Here is a 19,086-nt window from a genome sequence, read left to right as displayed (position 1 = left end):
TCGGCATCCTCATCGACGCAGAGGTTCCCGTGACAGATACCCGCCGTGTTTTGACCGCAGGTTTCCGCTTGGGCTTCGCCTTGTTCATGGGCGTCTCCATATCCGTGATCGGCGATCCCATCATCGCGCAAGCCCCCACAGGATCCAGTACAGAATCCAGCAAGGAACAGATCACTGCCGATCGTTTCCTGCAGGTCTTGATGAGGCGGCCACGCCCGGGGACTGCACTGGATCGCGTGTACGGTTTCCATGTCCAAAACGGGTCGCTGGACGACTTGATCGAATCGCTGACGGTTCCACCGGATGCAGATTCGGCGGGTCAGAAAACGATGATCCGAGGCCTGATTCAGGCACAGCGAGGCAAGTCCGCGTTAGCAGCCGAAGCGTTGGCGACGGCCGAAACACGATTGCCGAAGGACGCAGCCTGCAGTTTCTATTTGGGCAAATCGTTGTTGGCGATTGGGGAAACCGAAAAAGCCGCCGCAGCGATGCAGAGGGCGATCGATCGCGGCCCGGCGCGAAACGAAGCAGTGCCAATCTTTACCGAACTAGGGCGGATCTACGGCCGCGCCGGCCAGAACGAAAAAGCGTTGGCCGTGTGGACGCAATTGGAATCCATGTTCCCAGGCGACGGACGTGTCGGAGGCCAGATCGCACGGACTCAGGCCGAAGAGGGAAACCTCGAAGAGGCCCTGCAGCGATTCGTTGCGTTATCGAAATCAGCCAAAGACGAAGAGGACAAAATTTCGTTCGCTGTCGAAGCGGCAGAAATGAGGCGTCGTTTGGGCCAGTCCGATCAGGCCACCGAAGACCTGGAAGTCATCTTGGCTCGACTGCGTCCGGGAAGTTGGTTGTACACAGACGTCCGCAATCGAATCGAAGACGGGTTCCTAAAGTCGGGCGACTACGACGCGCTTGCCGACTACTACCAAAGTCGCTTGGCTGATTCGTCGGACAACCTGGCAATGCAAACTCGATTGGGCCGAATCCTGGTTTCGGCCGGGCGTCTGGACGAAGCCAAAGAAACGTTGCTGTTGGCGGCCGCGAAAGCGCCCGAGGATGCCGATGTGCGATTGGCGTTGGTGGACGTACTGGTTTCGTTGGGCGATACCAAGGCGGCGGCTGGACAGTACGAAATCCTGGCCAAAGACGATCCCGAAAACCCCGACTACCTGCTGCGTTGGGGACAACTGCTGCTGGACGATCCCAAGTCGGAACTGGATGCACGACGCAGTGCCGCCGCCGCGGTATGGCAAAAGCTTGCCGACGCGCGATCGGACGATGCAGTCACGCTGTCCCAGATTGCCGATCGATTGCGTGGGATCGAACGTCAAGACGATGCGATCCAACTGTACCGACAAGCCATCGACATCGATCCAGATTCGCCGCAGTACCGCGAATACCTGGGCGAATATCTGCACAAGCTGGACCGCCAAGACGAAGCCATCCAAGCTTGGGAATCGATCGCCGAAGGAGACCGACGTGGCCGCGATTCCCTGGTTCGATTGGGCGAAGTCTTCGGAACGTTCGACCTGCATGACCGATCATTGGCGGCATGGCGGGACGCGTCGAAACTGGACCTAACCTTCGCTCAAGAACTGCGTTTCGCCAAGACACTGCGTGATGCCAAAAAACATGACGAAGCGATTGCTCGGCTAGAAGTCGCCCAGAAAATTGCAGAAACCCCGGACGAACAAGAACAGGTGTTGAAGGACCTGATCACGACCTACCAACAGGCTGGCACGCTAAGCCAGCAGATCGCGGACTTGAAACAGCTTCCGTCGACACCGATGAACCTGCGGCAGTTGGCGATGATGCAGCAAGCGGCTGGACAACTGACCGAGGCCGCCGAATCGATTGAACAGGCGATGCAGTCGGATCCCGACAACATCGATGTCCTGATCGTGGCCGCAGACATTGCCGAACGACAAACGCGGATCGCCGACGCAGCAGTGTTGTTCGAACATTTGGCAAAAGTGGACACGCGTTTTCGCACCAACTATTTGCAGAAGTTCGTCGACCTGCAGGTTCGCCTGGGGCAAATCGACGAAGCGCTGGCGACGTGCGAATCGCTGATCGATGCCAACCCAGCCAGCCCTGAATCCTATCTGCACATGGCTCGCACGGCGTTTCGTGCCGACCGCGACGACCAGGCGTTCACTGCACTGCGCCGGGCGATGAACGTGGCCCCACGCGACAACGCACCGCGACGAATGATGGCTTCCCAATTGGCCGATCGTTATCGCACCGACGAAGCCATCGAACTGTACTGGCAAGCGATGCAGTACGAACGCCAATCCGATGACCGCATCGCGCTTATCAAACAAATTGCACCTCTGTATGACCGCAAAGGCGAAGTCGACGAACTGATTCAGCGCATCAACGCGATTGGGCGCGAGGATGGCGACACGCGTGGCACGCTGTTGCTAACGTCCGCCGCCTACGAATCGATCGAGGACTATGGGGCCGCTCGCCAAGCCATCGACCGATTGCTGGCCCAACAACCGCGCGATGTGTCGCTGCTAGAAACGATGGTTCGGTTGAGCGACTTGGCGGACGAGGTCGCAACCGCCGCGGAGTTCCAGCAGCGCATCGTCGCATTGGCCGACACGCCCGAAAATCGATTCAAGTTGGTCCAGCTAAAACTGGATTCCGGAATGATCGACGTTGCCACCGCGCTGAGCGAACGAATCTCGCTGGCCTCGGATCCGGTCCGTTTAGGTTCGATGATCCAGTCAGCTGCTTCACGCGGGGAATCCGCAACCGCGATCGCCATCTGCCGTGAAGCGATCAAGCGAGATTCCAGCCTGTGGGATGTCAAACTGATGCTCGCCGAACTGCTGCTTTACGAAAACGACGACGATCGCGAAAAATGGTTCGATGAAGCGATCCAACTGTGCGACGAGATTCGTCAACTGGATCTGGCCATGGACGCTAGTCCGCCGACTCAGAAACCATCCAAACCCAGTCCACAGCTGGCGAACTATCCGGCGAACTACCTCACCAGCCCGTTGTATTGGGGACAGGACGGCTATCAGATGGCTCGCAATTACAAGCTGGGGCGGTACGGAACTCAAAACTATGGTTCCAGCAGCAGCGTCGGGATTGTCCGCCCCAGAACCTTCGGCCACGCTCGCGTCATCGCCCGGATGCTGATGCTGGCTCGACACGCCAAGGAGCTTTCCGGGGACGAACTGGACGCCTCCCTTGCCCAGCTGATGGACGGCCCATTCGCATTGCCCGATACCGACCAGATCGATGATGCGATGGCCATCTGGGAAAACCGTTCTCTGCAATCGTTTGTTGCACTCGTGGCGGGGACATCGAACTCGCCATACGCCTCAGCAACACCTGCCGCCGAACCATCCGAAGAAGAAAAGCAGCGTCAAGAAGCACTGAATTGGCGACTGGCAAAATTGGACCCCGAAAACGGCCTGTCCGCCATTCTGCCGACGCTGATGCAGCGGATCAAAGTCCCCGAGGACGAAGAGGATCATGCCGCAGATGATCCAGCCGCCGACCAAAACAATCCGGACCAGAACGATCCGGGTCAAGACAATCCGGACAAGGCGGATTCCAAGCCGATCCAGCCTCTGAGCCCGGAACAATTGGATCTTCTGGTCCAGCAGTTCCGCCGAATCGAAGACAAACATGCAACCGGTTCGGCGTCCAGCCAACTGTCACTGCGCACGGTGTTGATGAACGAGTTCACCATCGCCGAGCAACCGGAACGAGCCAACGAGTTCGACATCCCGGCACCGAAACCTGACGCATCGATCCAAGAACTGCTGGCCACGATTGCGTTTCACGTCCAATTCCGCGACTCCGAGCGTGCCCAAGCATTGGTTGATCGTTTGTTGCCAGCCGCCCGCAACCACACAAAATCAACGATCGGCAGCAACAGCATCACCGGATCGGCCAGCAGCATTGGACAAACAACGAAGCGTGGAAAGTCGTTCGTTGCCGCAAACCGGCTGGCGCTTTTGGACGCGGTCTTGGCTTCCGCCATTGGAAAGACGTTCCAAACAAACCGCAGAGGTTCATCGCCGTCCGATGGCACTCTGCAAACTTACTATCAGACGTCCACCGGCATGTATCGATCGATTCAAATCAAAGCGCCGTTGTCGACTTCCCTGATCAATCAATCGATGGTGGCGGAATTGTCCAGTCTGCTGCCCAGCGACCCGTCGGCGAAAAGCAACAGCAACGACCGATCCGTGCGTGTGCCGTTGGACATCATCGAACATCTGCAAACCCCGCTGCCCGATGCACCGATCTATGAACTGAAGTCACGTGGTGCGTTGGCCGCATTCGCGCATTGGTGGGACGACCGTCCCCGAGATTGTTACCGGGCCCTGATCGCGTTGTGCGAAAAGTATCCCGACGATGTCGATTTACAGATCGAACGGGCTCGGCTGGCCAGCGAACTGGACCAACCGCGTGTCGCGTTGGATGCGCTCGATTCGTTTGATCCGCTGGACAGTCGGATGTTGGTCCGCAAAGAAATGGCAGCGATGAACTTAGCCGCCGAATTGGGTGACATCGAACGCGCCAAGAAGTCCGCCCAACGTCTATTCGGGATGCGAATGGATACCAACACGCAATTGGCGCTCGCCGACCAGTTGCGGCGTTTGGGCATGAACGACAAAGCGGCGGCGGTACTGCGTCGGATGCGAGGCGGGAAAACACGCGACGAAAGCGTGGAACTACAGATCGCGCGCTCGTTCATGGCTAGCGAAGACAAAGATTCCGCAGCCGAAGTGGCATATTCGATTTTGCGTAAATTGGGCAGCGGCCGAAGCCGCAACCAGAACAACCAAGAATACTATCGCCGCCAAGCCGTCGAAATCCTGACGTCGGCCGGTCGCATGGAACCATTGATTGAACGCGCCGAGCGGCGGCTGAAGTCGTCACCATCATCGAACCGAGCGCGATTGGAATTGGCGGAACTGTACAACGCCGCTGGACGTGGCGAAGACGCGGAAAAACTATGGGCAGACATGAGCGAAGATCGGCCCGCCGACCCACGCCAACTGATCGCGCGTGCTGCGTCGATGGCCAGAAACAAAAAGCACAAGGAAGCCGCCGACCTGTACTTGGATGCGTTCGAGAAGCAGCCGAGTCTGATGGGCAATAGCTACTATGATATGCGCCGATCGGTTCAGCAGGCCAAATCCGAAGATTCGATGTTTGAAAGGCTGCTAAAAATCGACGCGGACGCCATGCCGGGCTACCGTTTGGACGAACTGGTATCGATGGGCGACCGAACCAAGTTCAGCGACGCCAAACGTAATTTCATTCGGCATGCGATGAAAAGCACCCACGCAAAGCAGAACTTTCATTCAATCATCGACGGAATCCCGGAATCGGAAGTCCAAAAGATCCCCGAGATTCGCGACACGATGATCGCGGCGATCTGCAGTGACGACGCGTTTTTGCCATCGTCGACGATGTGGCAAGTCCGCAGCCGTTCCAGCGGTGGCACCGCCCGCGGCCCGCTAGCGGACTTGATCAACATGATCGTCGCGGACGAACAAGTCGGCAAGCAGTTTTCCGATGCCGCCCAAGCGGCCGCGGCAAAGGAAATCCAGAAGCCAACGGCCGAGTTTTTGATCGCGTTGGTTGACCTGAAGACCGCCGACCAGAAATCGGATGCCGCCAAACGACTTCACGAAATCACCGCACAGGCCGTCACCGCGGCGAATGACGATGACTCCGCAGCGGACAACACCACAGTGAACATCAGCGGCGGATTGTTGTGGCAAGCGGGACAGGTGGTCGAAACAATCCGCGACGTACCAGATCGGCCAGCTCTATTGATCGCACTGTACGAAGCATCCACCGAAGACCCCAACGTTTCCAAAGTGGACTTTCGGTACTCCGTCGCCGCTCGCTTGGTCGATGCCTACGCGGATAACAACCAATCCGACAAGGCAAGGCAATTTGCGTTGGATGGATACCGGTCGATCGATCATTCCGATCAAAACCAATACAATCCAGGCTACGGTGACTACCAAGAACTGAGAGAGTACCAGTCGATCGCTGACAAACTGATCGATATGGGTTGTCCCATCGATGCACTGGCAATCTATCGGCGTGCCATTTCGGAACCCGCCAAGTTCGAACGATCGAAGCGTTGGAGCGGATCGATGTCGATCGACAAGTTCGTCGATTCGGCCAAGAAGGCTGCGGATGCAGTGACTCCTGAATCCAGCACTCAGTACCTGCGTTGGACCTCGCAAGCACTGGCCGACCGTGAAGACATCGACAGGGCAGGGCAGCAGCAAATCGACTTGATGGATCTGCCGGCCAATGCACTGCTGTCAGGTGATACGAAGCCGGGGCTGACGCTAGCGATCGAAACGGCGATCCAGAGCGATGACGGCAAGGCCGCCGTTGAGGAATTCGCGGCAGCGATTGCGGACCTTGCCGCCAAGAAGACCGAGGACTGGTCATTGCCCGCAGCCGAACTGCTGATCGCGTCGATGACTGATCCGGCAAACGTTTCATCCGCGGCCGACCGACTGACGGATCGACTGCCACCGATGGCCGATGTGGCTGCCGCCGAAGGAACACCCACAGCAAGCAAGTACCGCGACCTGCTGGACCTGTACCCGGTCGCCAAGACCCTCGTCGATTCCCAGGAAGCGGAGCACGACGAAATCGGCAAGACATTGGTTCGCTATCTACGAACGGCGGCAAAAACAGCCGACGAACCGCAGCTGGACCTGGCGCTGGCCCAGTTGATCGGCGACACGTCCCAGACGTTTGCAACCTATCTGGATTCGATCGAAGCGGCATCGACGGAGGGTGCACCGCTATCAGCCGAGCAGTGCGACACGGCGCTGAACATCGCCCGCACGACCGCGATCCAAGGCGACATCGCCGTCTCCACGCGTGCATTGACTCTGGCTTTGGGCAATGGCCCGCCACTTCGAAAAATGGCCACGACGGGCGACGCGTTTACGATCGCCCGATCGAACGTCAATTCGAACAACCGAGATGACGGCGGGATGGGTGAATTGGTTCGACGAGTGAACGAGATTGTGGATCTGTATTCCGATGCCAGTGGTTTCGAACTGGGCACTAGCGATCCGGCAACAGACAAAGACGGAAAATCCGACGGCGATGAACCGCCGCAGGAACCGTCCAAGGAAACCATGACCTTGATTACCGACTCGCTGCGTTCGATCGTTCTGCCACAGCATCGCCCGGCAACCGTGTTCCCGTACGCCACAGGCATGGTTTCGACGACGGGATACGACAACAGCCAAACCAGCGGCGAGGTCCAGTCTGCGTCGATCGCAATGGCGCGTGCCGCCGCCAAGTCGGGACAATCGAAATCGTTGATCGCGCAATTGCAGCAGCGAATCGAAACGACGACCGAGAAAGCGGTGGTGGCACGAGCGATCGTGGAGGCATCTTGGGCGGCGAATGACTTTGCCACGCTGGAGACCGCCTTGAACAGTTTCACCGAAGCCATGGATTCGGTATTGCCCGACAAAGATGCCATCGCACCGCAGGCGGCTGGCCCGACATCGATTACGTCCCAGATGCAACAAGACTCGTACCGTAAAAGCGAGTCGATCAATCTGGTGCTCGGATGCATTTGGCCGTTAACCGGAGATGCCGTGATCCCGGTACCAGAAGTCGCAGACCAGGTTAGCGACCTGTTGCAGCGCACCGTTGCCCTGATCGCATCGGACTCCTACACGTCCAACCGACACCGCAGTATCGCCAGCAAACTGCGCAAGCTGATGCTAAAGAGTTCCGCTCAAGGAGGATCACCGACCCGATTCGGCGAAATTTTGAAAATGGAATCGGATTCCATCGAAGCGAGATATGCCAACTATGACGACGATCGTCGCGACGAATATGTCCAGCGAGCGTTGGAGGGATTCATGCACGAATTGGTGGCTGATGGCATGGCTCAGCAGATCCCGTTGTTCATTCGCCAATTGATCGCGTCTGACGAAGCCGACGGGACCGATCCGCAATCGTTGACGGTCGGCAAACTATGCTTGGGAATTCAAAAACTTCCGAAGTCGGACCAGCTGGATGTATTGCAACGGATCACACTTGGCGATTCCGCTGATGATCCCATCGCCCACTGGACTGGGTTTGTTCGCTACGACACGCCGCCGGAAATGCTGCAGCGTCAAACTCCGCGTCTGGCCGACATCCAAGCGTTGCCGACCTGTTCGCCAGACCTGCCCGCCGTCGATACCGTGCTGATGCTGGCCGATGTGGCCGCCGAACTAGGAAAGTCGGATCAAATCGCTGAAACGATCGCGACGCGCAGCAAGCAACCAGGCGACGACGCTGATATCGCCGCAGCGCTGGTTCGTCTGGCTGCCATCGAACTGGACGACCGAAAGATCCGGAAATCGCAGAGCGGGGCAGGGCAGGGCGGCACACCGCAATCACGTCAACTGATCGCGTCGCTAGCGGATACGTTTGCGGCCATCGACGCGGACTTGGCCGCGAACAAGCCTGAGAAAAATGACAAACTGCTTCGTTATCCGATGTTGGCCACTCACCTCATCGCAAGATCGATCCCGGCAGGCCTATCCAAGAAACAGACCACGGATCTGTTGGACAAAATTTTGCCGTTTGCCACTCGCGGGCAACATCCCATGATCCAATCAGCATTGGGACGCATCAGAGCCCTCGCCGGAGTCGGACGCGCAGCTGGTGCGAGCACTCAGTCGCCACTAAAACATTTTGCTCCCGTTACCCTGCCGATGCGAACAGTATCCAACATGCCGAGTTTGCCGGCCATGTTTGCGATTGATGACGATGGATGGGTCAGCGGCACCAGTGGCAACAACTTGACGCTGTTGATGCTTCGCTTTCCCGTGACGGGATCGTTCGAAGTCACTGCCGACATTTGGGACGGCAACTGGGGCGAATCGGACATGGGCTATGGCGGCATCTTGTACCGTCCCAACGGATGGAAGAAAGAGGCGTTGATTGCCTCGATGGGTGGTAGGTCGGTGCACGTCAAAGTTCCCAACATTGAAAGCAATCATCTGAACACCGAAGGGCTGAAAGTGACTGATAACGAGGTGGTAGGTTTCTGCAACGGTGATGACTACGTCACCGACCTGAAAACCGAGTCGTTTCCCTGGCTGTCGATCTTGCACCGTATGGATCGCACGACCAAGTTCAACAACATTCGCGTGAAAGGCGATCCGGTGATCCCAAGTGAGATCAATCCAATCGACGCGACGCTGCGAGGCTGGGGGATTCTGACCATCGGCCGCTACCAAGCCGACCCGCTATTGCCGATCGGACACGACCAAGACGCCGGCGAGATCGCCGAGGCACGTCGCAAAGGGCTTGAAAACGATACGACCAGATGGCTCGTTCAAGACGGCCAACTGATTTACAAATCTTTAGAAACCAGCAACGCGTCTGACCCTAAATCCCATATCGAATATCTACGTCCGTTGATGGACGGCGATACGATCGAATATTCGTTCTGGTGGCAGTGGGATAAAACGGAAGTCCATCCTACGATTGGACGCACGGCGCTGAAACTGACTCGCAAAGGCACGCTACCATCCTGGATCGCTATCACCAATGATCTGTCATCGACGGACTTTGTCAGTGACGACAAGCTGGATCCGCCGGCTGAACCGATTGCCGCCGACAACGTTCCCAATGACGAGTCATGGAACACCATCACGATGACACGCGAAGGCGAAGTCGTTCAGGTCCAATTGAATGACAAACCCCTGATGGACATACCAATCGCGGAATCATCGCGTCCAGGATTGCTAAGAGAAGTGAAACGGGATGTCAAAATTCGCGACATGAAATTAACCGGCGACTGGCCAGCCGAGTTCCCCAAGGACCTAATGCAGCGGACTGTTGAATGAGTTCCCAAACAACGAAACGGGATTCGTCAGAATCCCCCAGTGTCCTCGTAACCGGATTCGCCAGAATTCCCCCCAACCGAAAACGGCCCCCACCAGCAAAGTCCACTACGGTTGAGCAGGTTTCGGGGCCAGGGTGGCGTGATGGACTTTCTGTATCCGCTTCGGCTACTCGATCGCGCGGATGGCGATTTGCTTTAGCTTGGCGTCGGTGGTGGGATCGTGACCTTGGATCATGATCGTGCCGGGTTCCAAGCGTAGGCCTCGTCGTGGGTTTTCGTCTGCTTTGCGGTCGTCGAACCAATTGCTGACTTGGACTCCTTCGACCCAGGCAGCAATCTTCTGCTGATGGACGACCAAGACCAGAGTCGAAAACTTGTCCGCATCACCGGCGACGACGCGAGCGTCTTGGCGTTTAAAGATTCCACCGGTGCCGGTATCGGCGGGCGCTAGCGGGTTGCCGTCTTTCACTTCGTTGGACAGCTGACATTCGTAGCCCATCATTTCGTCACCTGGAATGCAACGAAAAAAGATCCCCGAGTTCATTTCGGGTTTGGCCAATTGGTACTGTGCCAGCAGGACAAAGTCGCCGAAGGACTGCTTGGATTCCAGTTGCGTGCGTCCGCCCTGGACATGCAGATCACCATCGTCAGTGACGGTAAAGCTGCCGGGCATTTCGGGGTACTTGGTCCATTGGTCCAAGTCTTTGCTCAATAGGCTGTTTAGCCCGATCGGTTTTAGTCGGATGTTCCGAAAGGCGATCCGGCCACCATTGTGTTGCAGCCCGATCCGGCCGGTTTCCAAACCGACCTTGTCGGTATAGTCGTTGACGACTTTGCCATCGACGGCAACCGTCAGGTGGTCCCCGTCCAAGACCATCCGCATTGTCCGCCACGCGTCAGCCGACTCGGGTTCGCTGACCGGGTCAGCTTTCTGGCGTTTGACCAGTCCGGCGGTGGGATAGGGGTTATCGGCCGGCGCGATATTGACTTCGTAACAGTCCAACGCCGGATCTTCGGGTTCCAGGGGCGTTCGCAGGAACACGCCGCTGTTGGTATCGGCGTCGGCCTGGTATTCCAGTTCCAATTCAAAATCTTGCCAGGGCATGGATGTGCAAAGCAGGCATTTGGCGCCTTCATCGACCACGATGCTGCCGTCTTCGATCCGCCAATTGGCCGCTCCGGTAATCTCCCATCCGTACAGCGTGTGCCCGTCGAACAGTCGAATCCAACCTTCGCTGGCTTGGTCTGCTGGCAGGCGGGCGGCCAGCAGTTCGTCGGCACTGGCTTCGTAGACCTGCGGCGCGATCGGCGCCGGTTCTTTGGCGACCTGCGGTTGTTCCGCAGATTTTTCGACGGGAACGGCCGCCGATTCCGGGGCAGGCTTCCCACTGCAACCGGGCACAACGCCCAATAACAGTGCGGACATCGAACCAATTTGAATCCAGCAGCGAAGTTGTTGACGCATCGTTTAATAACCGTACCGATCGAAATACTCTTTCCATGCGCCGCGAATCATCGCTTCGGTCGCCGGTTCGAGTTGGTGCTTGTTGGGTTGATAGCCCCTGTGTTCGCTTTCCACCCACTCTTCGATGACGGGGCACACGGCATCGAAGTCACTGAGGTGCAAAGACTGATAGATATTACGCAGCACGGCGACGGGATCCGCAACCAGGTCTTCGTAACGGACGTCCATCAAGCGGCCAGAGGGCAGTTGATCGCGATCTCGGTGGAACGCGCCGTACATCCGCTGAAAGCAATCGACGACGTACTGGTCCAAATCCGATTCGTCCGGTTGTTGCAAGGCCTGGACTTCATCAAGCCCTTTCCACAAACGCATCGTGGATGGATACAGATCGCGTGGGTCACGAGTGATGTGAATGAATTTGGCATCTGGAAACTCGGCAGCCAACTGGGCGATCCGGCCGGTGTGAGTCGGGCTCTTGATGATCAGCGGACGCCCGGTCGAAATGCTGACGCGCAGCAGAAACGATCGCAAACCTTGCAGCCAAGTTTTGATATCCGCTGGCGGAACACCCTCGAAGTCCAGGTAATCCATATCCGCCGGCCCTTCATTGGGGAACGCGATGCGGCGGTAAGGCGATGGCAGTCCCAAGGTCAGCAGCGCAAATTCGTCTTCTTGCGGGCGTTCCCATCCGGCGGCCATGTTGTCCATCGGTCGTTTGCCCGGCAACAGCCAGTTGGCGAACCGCCGAAAGAACCACTGCGAAATCAAAAAGTGGCTGGGGGCAAAGCACTGGTACGTCGACGGACTGCTCAGCCGCTCGTCGCGAACCATCAATTCGTGCAACAACGTCGTCCCGCTTCGCCAATGCCCCACGATAAAAACCGGGGGACCGTGCAATTCGGCTTCGGCAAGCTGACGCCGAAAAATCAGCCACTGGATGCCCGCCATCAGCGTATTGAAGGGGGTCGCGATGGTGACCCCGATCAGAATCCCGATTCGGCTGGGATGAATTCGGCACCGCCCACTGCGTAGCAACCCGAACCATGTCGCCGGACGCATTCCGTGCCAGAATCGGGGTGAATAGAAGGGATAGCGATGAAAACCAGCGTTCCCGGCGGGTTTTTCGCTCGGCGAAGGCTTGGATTCAGTCATAGATGGAGAGATTTTCGGAGTTGCGAACAGATGTGATGGAACCAAACGACCGCAAACACTGTAGTTGACTACCGTGGGATGGGGCAGCGGGATAGGTTGTGGGCGTTTGGCCCAAAATCAGCCAAAGTATTCACGTTACCACGTCAAATATTGCCTCATTTGCCGTCCCCATCCATTTTCAACGTCCGCCCAGGCGATCCCGATGCCATCCAGCGATTCTTCTCAGCCCCCTCGATCGAGTGACGAGCTGTCCATTGCCGACCTGCAACGGCACATCCATCAGATGTATTACGAAAAAGACGTTATCCGCGGCGTCGACGGCACTTTCATGTGGCTGATGGAAGAAGTTGGCGAGCTAGCATCGGCCCTTCGCGGGGACGATCAGGAAAATTTGGCCGAGGAATTCGCAGACGTCATCGCTTGGTTGGCCACCATCGCGAACGTGGCGGGCGTGGATTTGAATGCGGCACTCTCGGCCAAGTACGGACACGGCTGCCCAGGCTGCAAACGTTTGGTCTGCGAATGCCCGTCGTCGGAAAAACCGTAGCCTTGATCGACTAAAGTATTCCTGACCGATTCGACATTGTCACCCATTTTTAACGCGATGCCACTTTTGCCCGCCATCACCGCCACCCCGCGTCCAGCTCCGCATGGCCCGCGTCCAGCTCCGCATGGCCCGCGTCCAGCCTCGCATGGATCGATCGCCCCATGGCGAACTTGCACACGCTTCCTGCTGATGATGGTGGCCTTGGCAAGCCTGGGATCCACGTCTGGACTTTTGGCAGCCAAGGCGGCCGACGCAGCGTCCGCATCCTCGGATTCGTCATCCGCCGAATCCAAGCCAGCCGAATCCAAGCACCACGTCGGCATCGACGGCCACTATCGCGTTGGCCGCTGGGTAGGAATTCGCACTCCATCTTCACTGGCGATCGCGTCGATCGAAACCCGCGATGGCGACGGTGTTCAGGTCGAATACACCCCCAACCGCCAAGACCGAACTTCGGACACCGGATACGAATGGACGTACGTCATTCCCGGATCCGAAGCGGCTCCGCTTGTCCTACGCGGGGAAGACGATGGCACCGATGCGAAACCGATTTTAAGCACTCGCTTGCCAACGATCGGGGCTCCATCGCGTGGCCCCGCGATGATCCCGCTTTCGATGCCGTGGGTTTTGGTGCTGGGCGACCCGATGGGCATCGATCAAATCGGCGTCAACCGAATCCTCGATCGTGACGCCTCGATTGCCGTCACGTTGCCGAAGTCACCCGAGTCGATGCCGGAATCGGTTCTGGGCCTCGATGGCATCGACATGATCGTGATCAACGCCGCCGGCAGCGAGTTCCTAGGACAATTGAACCTCGACCAACAACAGGCGCTGGCCGATTGGGTCATCGGTGGCGGAAAAGTTTTTGTGACCTTGGGCCAAAAATCCGCTGATCTGCTTCGGTCAGCACCTTGGCTGCGAGAACAGCTGCCAGTGGAATCGATTGCCCTGACAAAGATCGACCCCGCCAGCATCGAAACCTACACGTCAAGCCAAACACCGCTGAAACCGTTCGACGGTGTGCGGCTGCCAAAGGATCAGGGCGAAGTGTTGATCCTGGGTCGCAACCAACGAAGAATCAGCACGCCGGTTGCGGTTCGCTATTCCATCGGCTTCGGCACAGTTACGGTTGTCGTCGCTGATCTGGAAACGCCTTCGTTTGCTGCTTGGCCAGAACGACTGGACTTGATCAGCCGACTGACCGGATCCACGATCAACCCCGATGAACTCGCACAAGAAAGTGCGATCCAAGCGACCGCCTACAACGATTTGGCCGGACAGACGCGAGCGATCCTGGACCGATTCCCAATCCAACGACAGTTCAAGTTTTCGGTGTTATCGCTAGCGGTGATGGCTTTGATCGCAGCGATTGGTCCACTGGATTACTTTCTGATCAACCGTGTGTTTGGCAAACCGATGTTGGGATGGATCAGCTTCCCCGTCATGGCGATCGGGTTGTCGGTCCTGCTGGCGTCGCAGTCGACCGTGATGCCAATGACGGCGCAAGCAACCGACGCGTCGTCGGCTGTTGATCCCGACAACACAGCCTCGCCCACCAACGCCGATCCAATCGGCCGCACCGTGCGATGCAATCGCATTGAAATCGTCGACGTTGACACCATCAGCCAAGTTGGCCGCGGTTACTCCGTCAACTACTTGTACACCCACGAAGCGTCCCTGTTCGACATCGCAGTGACCCCATCGGCCGAACTGAATTCGATTGCCCCGCAGATTCGCCGATCGCTGACAGCCCCCTTTGGATATCCGGGCGAACCCTTTGGTGGGATTCAGATATCGATCGAAGATTCGCGACTGCCGATCTATCAGGTGCTGTTCCAGGGCAGCAAGCTGGGCCGAACCAGTTCGCTGCGACAGTTACCGCTGGCGCCCCGCAGCAGCAAAGGGTTCCTCAGCGACACGACGTTCACTCCTGAACTGACAACGTCGGTCGAAGTCCAGCGTCGTCCCGGCAGCGAATTGTTGCAGGGTGGCTTGGTCAACCCGCTGCCATTCGATTTGTTGAATGGCAAACTCGTGTTTCGTAACTGGGCTTACATTTTGCCGACCCGATTGCGTGCAGGCGAACGCATCCCGCTGTTGGACAAACTGCGACAAAAGAATTTCCGCTGGCTGCTTAGCCGCCAAAAGGCGTTGGAAAGTTCAACGGAAACACAGGCCTGGGACCCGACGTCCAAGAACAGCATGCAGCGGATCGCCGAGATGTTGATGTTCCACAACGCGACCGGCGGTTCCCAGTACACGAACCTAGAAAACAGCCCGCTGGCCCACTTGGACCTCAGCCAAACGCTGGGCGATGATCGCTGTATCTTGTTCGGCAGCGTCGACAAACCGCTGACATCCATCCAAGTTTCGGATACCGACGAATCATTCACGCCCACCGGCGATCAGTTGACCATGATCCGCGTGATCCTGCCGGTCACCACGACGTCGCGTCGATAATCACCTTTCCACCCATTGGTAGACAACAAGCCCGTGATCAAGACTGTCGACCTGACGAAAAAGTACGGCGATGCATTCGCCATCAAATCCATCGACCTGGACCTGCAAGCCGGCGACCTGTTCGGATTCATTGGTCCCAACGGTGCTGGCAAGACCACGACCATGCGGATCATCGCAACGTTGCTGGAACCCAGCTGGGGTGAAGCCTACGTTTGCAACCATAGCGTGCACACGGCGCCCAAAGAAATTCGCCGGCTGGTGGGCTACATGCCCGACTTCTTTGGTGTCTACGACGATATGACGGTCGTCGAATACTTGGAATTTTTTGCGGCGTCGTATCGCATCAAAGGTGAGGCGCGACGCAAACGCGTGGACGAGATGCTGGACGTGGTCGACCTGGATTTCAAACGCGACGCGTACGCCAACACTCTGTCGCGCGGCCAAACGCAGCGACTAGGGCTGGCCCGTACGCTGCTTCACGACCCTCAGGTCCTGTTGTTGGACGAACCGCTTTCCGGGTTGGATCCACGCGCTCGGATCGAAATGCGAAACCTGCTTCGCAAACTCGGGGCGATGGGAAAAACGATCATCGTCAGCAGCCACATTCTGCCGGAACTGGCCGATGTCTGTAACAAGGTCGGGATCATCGACAAGGGCGAACTGAAACAGAACGCCACCAAGGCAGAAGTGATCCGCATGGTTCGCGAACACACCGTGCTGGTCATTCAACCACAAGATCGCGAAAAGATGTCCGCGATCGACGAACTGCTTCGCAAGCACGAAAAAGTGCAGGGCTGCGAAATGGGCGACGACGCGTTGCGAATCATCCTGAAGAGCGGCGTTACGGACTACAGCGATTTGCCCAGGCTGTTGATGCAAAACGACATCGATCTGCGTCGATTCAGCGAAGAAGAACTGGACCTGGAATCCGCCTTCATGGCGCTGACCAAGGGCACCAGCAACCGGATGTAGACCGCGTTTTCTTCACCCTTCACGGGGACTTCGTTGTTGGCTGCAACTCGAGACGACAGCAGCCGAAGTCTAGCGAACTGCGCTGGGACGATCCGCGGCCGGGCAATAGGCCGGTCGTCAACGAATAGTAGATGAACTTTCCATCACGCTGCGTCGTGACCACCCCGGCATGAAACAACACACGCAAGTGGTGCGATACCGTTCCGATCTCCTGTTCCAACAACAGGGCGATATCGGAAACGCTTAGCGGCCCCGCTTGCAGGCCGCGGACAATCTGCAACCGAAGCGGATCAGCTAGCGCCTTCAAGTAGGCTGCGCATTGCAGTTCGTCGGGTGCATCAGGTGTACTCATCCACCCATGATAGGTCCCCCGGCACCTTCCCATCAATGACGCCAGCGCCATCGTCTCACCGCGCGGGCAACGCCCCGCGCGTCCACACACCCCATCGCACAGCCCGCAGGCCACGAGTCCAAACGACCGCATCACCAACAACAATCGTTTAACCGCGAGGGCAACGCCCCGCGCGTCCACACACCCCATCGCACAGCCCGCAGGCCACGAGCCCACACGACCGCATCACCAACAAAAATCGTTTAACCGCGCGGGCAACGCCCCGCGCGTCCACACACCCCATCGCCAGGCCCGCAGGCCACGAGTCCAAACAACGCATCACCAACAACAATCGTTTAACCGCGCGGGCAACGCCCCGCGCGTCCACACACCCCATCGCACAGCCCGCAGGCCACGAGGCCAAACAACGCATCACCAACAACAATCGTTTAACCGCGTGGGCAACGCCCCGCGCGTCCACACACCCCATCGCACAGCCCGCAGGCCACGAGGCCAAACAACGCATCACCAACAAAAATCGTTTAACCGCGCGGGCAACGCCCCGCGCGTCCACACACCCCATCGCACAGCCCGCAGGCCACGAGGCCAAACAACGCATCACCAACAAAAATCGTTTAACCGCGCGGGCAACGCCCCGCGCGTCCACACACCCCATCGCACAGCCCGCAGGCCACGAGGCCAAACGACCGGATCACCGACCGTCCAATCGACCGATCATCGGTTCCCGCGCGACGTTACTTGTCGTCGTTTGCGGATGTACACTGTCGTCCCGGCCAAAATTGCTAGCGCCGCCAAACTGCTCGGCTCGGGCACCGCGGCTACGTTCAGGACTCCGACGCCCAACCCTTCGCCCAGTCGAAAATCGAATCCGCCACTTCCCGACGTCAACCAGTTGTCGTAGATCGGATTGCCAAGACTATCGGTGTACGAACCGTTGCCAGGGATGTCGAACATGCGAACGTATTGGATGTTGTTTAGATCCAGCAGCCCGGCCGCGACCAACGGATCGCTGGCTAGTTCGGCCAGATCAAACGGGGTACCGAAGCCCGCCGCATGCTTACCAGCCAAGTTGTGGACGTTCGTTACATCGAACCCGGAAAACGCGGTACCAAATCCGCCCGGCAATGCTCCGGCATTCAAACTAACGCTCGAAAACCTTGCGAAGTCGGTGCCGTTGGTCGACACGTCGACATAGGCAAATTCGGCGAACAATCCGGCAACGCCGCCAGCGCTGCCCAACGTGAACCCATTTTCGAAAATGGCAAAATCATGGCCTGCGGCATCGGAAATCCCGGTTGGAAACATGACGGTCAAGAATCCGGGTGAATCATCATTGCTGATTTCAGTGGCATCCAGATCACCGAGGCTGTTGAAGCCACCGGTTTGATTGATGGCCGTACTGCCGCGTGGTCCAAACATCGTCCGCGAAGCGTCAATCAGATTGGCCCACTGAACGATTCGCGAATCATCTTTTGCGATGGCCCCGTCGATCGAATTCGCAGTATCGGTGGGTCCGGAATAGATCCCGGCCTGCGCGGTCGACCAAGCAAACAACAGGAACAACGCGGTTAGGGAAGAAGTGTTTTTAGGCATCGGGGGGAACCCTCGGAATTGCCGTTCGCAAGTGTGCAGGCCCAGCTCGCGGGGCGCACCTCTAGCCCAATCCTGGATGCGAGACATCGAAGGAAATCAGAGCGAAAAGGAAACGTCAGCGATCGAAGCCGTTGGCACTCGGAACGAAAGTAAAAAACCAACCAACGCGAACAGCCAAACAACTCACCAAGAGGCTCAGGACGGCCCAAAGAAAAATCGCTCGCAACGCGTTGCAACGCTCGCCTCAATCCGAGAAGGCACGAAAACGTCTTGCCCAAGGTAGGTCTTCTGACTCACTATCTTTCCCGTCGCTCACAGCCTTCTCACTCGCCTCGGGCAAGCAATGGCACTTCGATAGAAGGAGCGACGGATGGGATTCCATTTCAGAATCACCGATAGCACACAGCGGCCGGACCGTCCCGGAATTTCACCGGAGTTCCCTGTTCACTCGCCGACAGAAGTCACGCGAGTCACCTTGGACGGCCACAAACTAACAAGCCGTCGCAAACTGTCAATCGCCGGCCCGCGGTGCCCCCCAACGCCCCCCGGGAACGATTGCTGCCGATCGGACCAGGAGCCGTGCATGCCAGTGGAATAGCCCACTGGGAAGCCAACGCCCAATGCCAGTGGCAGAGCCAACCGGCAGGATGCTTTCGTCTCTC

8 protein-coding genes and 1 riboswitch are annotated in these 19,086 nt (G+C 57.7%); of the genes, 4 read left to right on the top strand and 4 right to left on the bottom strand.

The features are described 5' to 3' along the window. Positions 1–29: 29 nt before the first annotated feature. The gene (locus K227x_RS04550) at positions 30–9,884 is read left to right on the top strand and encodes a tetratricopeptide repeat protein (protein ID WP_246146503.1); all 9,855 of its coding nucleotides are present in this window, start codon (positions 30–32) and stop codon (positions 9,882–9,884) included. Between the two features lie 165 nt (positions 9,885–10,049). Here K227x_RS04550 and K227x_RS04545 read toward each other — a convergent pair whose 3' ends face one another. Together K227x_RS04545 and K227x_RS04540 are read right to left on the bottom strand one after the other, a co-directional pair. Further along, complete coding sequence (locus K227x_RS04545) at positions 10,050–11,309, bottom strand: 3-keto-disaccharide hydrolase (protein ID WP_246146502.1); 1,260 nt, start codon at positions 11,307–11,309, stop codon at positions 10,050–10,052. 42 nt (positions 11,310–11,351) lie between these two features. Further along, the gene (locus tag K227x_RS04540; protein ID WP_145168307.1) at positions 11,352–12,500 is read right to left on the bottom strand and encodes a sulfotransferase family protein; all 1,149 of its coding nucleotides are present in this window, start codon (positions 12,498–12,500) and stop codon (positions 11,352–11,354) included. A 202-nt stretch (positions 12,501–12,702) separates the two neighbouring features. Between K227x_RS04540 and K227x_RS04535 the strand changes: the two genes are divergently transcribed. The 3 genes from K227x_RS04535 to K227x_RS04525 are packed head-to-tail and all read left to right on the top strand — an operon-like array spanning position 12,703 to position 16,479. After that, positions 12,703–13,047: a MazG nucleotide pyrophosphohydrolase domain-containing protein gene (locus K227x_RS04535; RefSeq protein ID WP_145168305.1), complete on the top strand. Its 345-nt coding sequence runs from the start codon at positions 12,703–12,705 to the stop codon at positions 13,045–13,047. A gap of 57 nt (positions 13,048–13,104) precedes the next feature. Then, positions 13,105–15,507, top strand: coding sequence for a hypothetical protein (locus tag K227x_RS04530; RefSeq protein ID WP_218933774.1), 2,403 nt, complete (start codon positions 13,105–13,107; stop codon positions 15,505–15,507). Between the two features lie 33 nt (positions 15,508–15,540). After that, positions 15,541–16,479, top strand: a complete 939-nt coding sequence (locus tag K227x_RS04525; protein WP_145168301.1) for an ABC transporter ATP-binding protein — start codon at positions 15,541–15,543, stop codon at positions 16,477–16,479. 19 nt (positions 16,480–16,498) lie between these two features. Here the strand turns inward: K227x_RS04525 and K227x_RS04520 are convergent, their stop codons facing one another. Together K227x_RS04520 and K227x_RS04515 are read right to left on the bottom strand one after the other, a co-directional pair. Beyond that, a complete protein-coding gene (locus K227x_RS04520; protein WP_145168299.1) occupies positions 16,499–16,831 on the bottom strand; it encodes an ArsR/SmtB family transcription factor in 333 nt (110 codons plus the stop codon). A 714-nt stretch (positions 16,832–17,545) separates the two neighbouring features. Beyond that, complete coding sequence (locus K227x_RS04515) at positions 17,546–18,424, bottom strand: PEP-CTERM sorting domain-containing protein (protein WP_145168297.1); 879 nt, start codon at positions 18,422–18,424, stop codon at positions 17,546–17,548. Positions 18,425–18,685: 261 nt separating this feature from the next. Then, positions 18,686–18,917, bottom strand: a riboswitch (cobalamin riboswitch). Between the last annotated feature and the right edge of the window lie 169 nt (positions 18,918–19,086).

Source organism: Rubripirellula lacrimiformis, from assembly GCF_007741535.1.
Lineage (GTDB): Bacteria > Planctomycetota > Planctomycetia > Pirellulales > Pirellulaceae > Rubripirellula > Rubripirellula lacrimiformis.
This window is presented reverse-complemented; position numbering and strand designations above follow the sequence as displayed.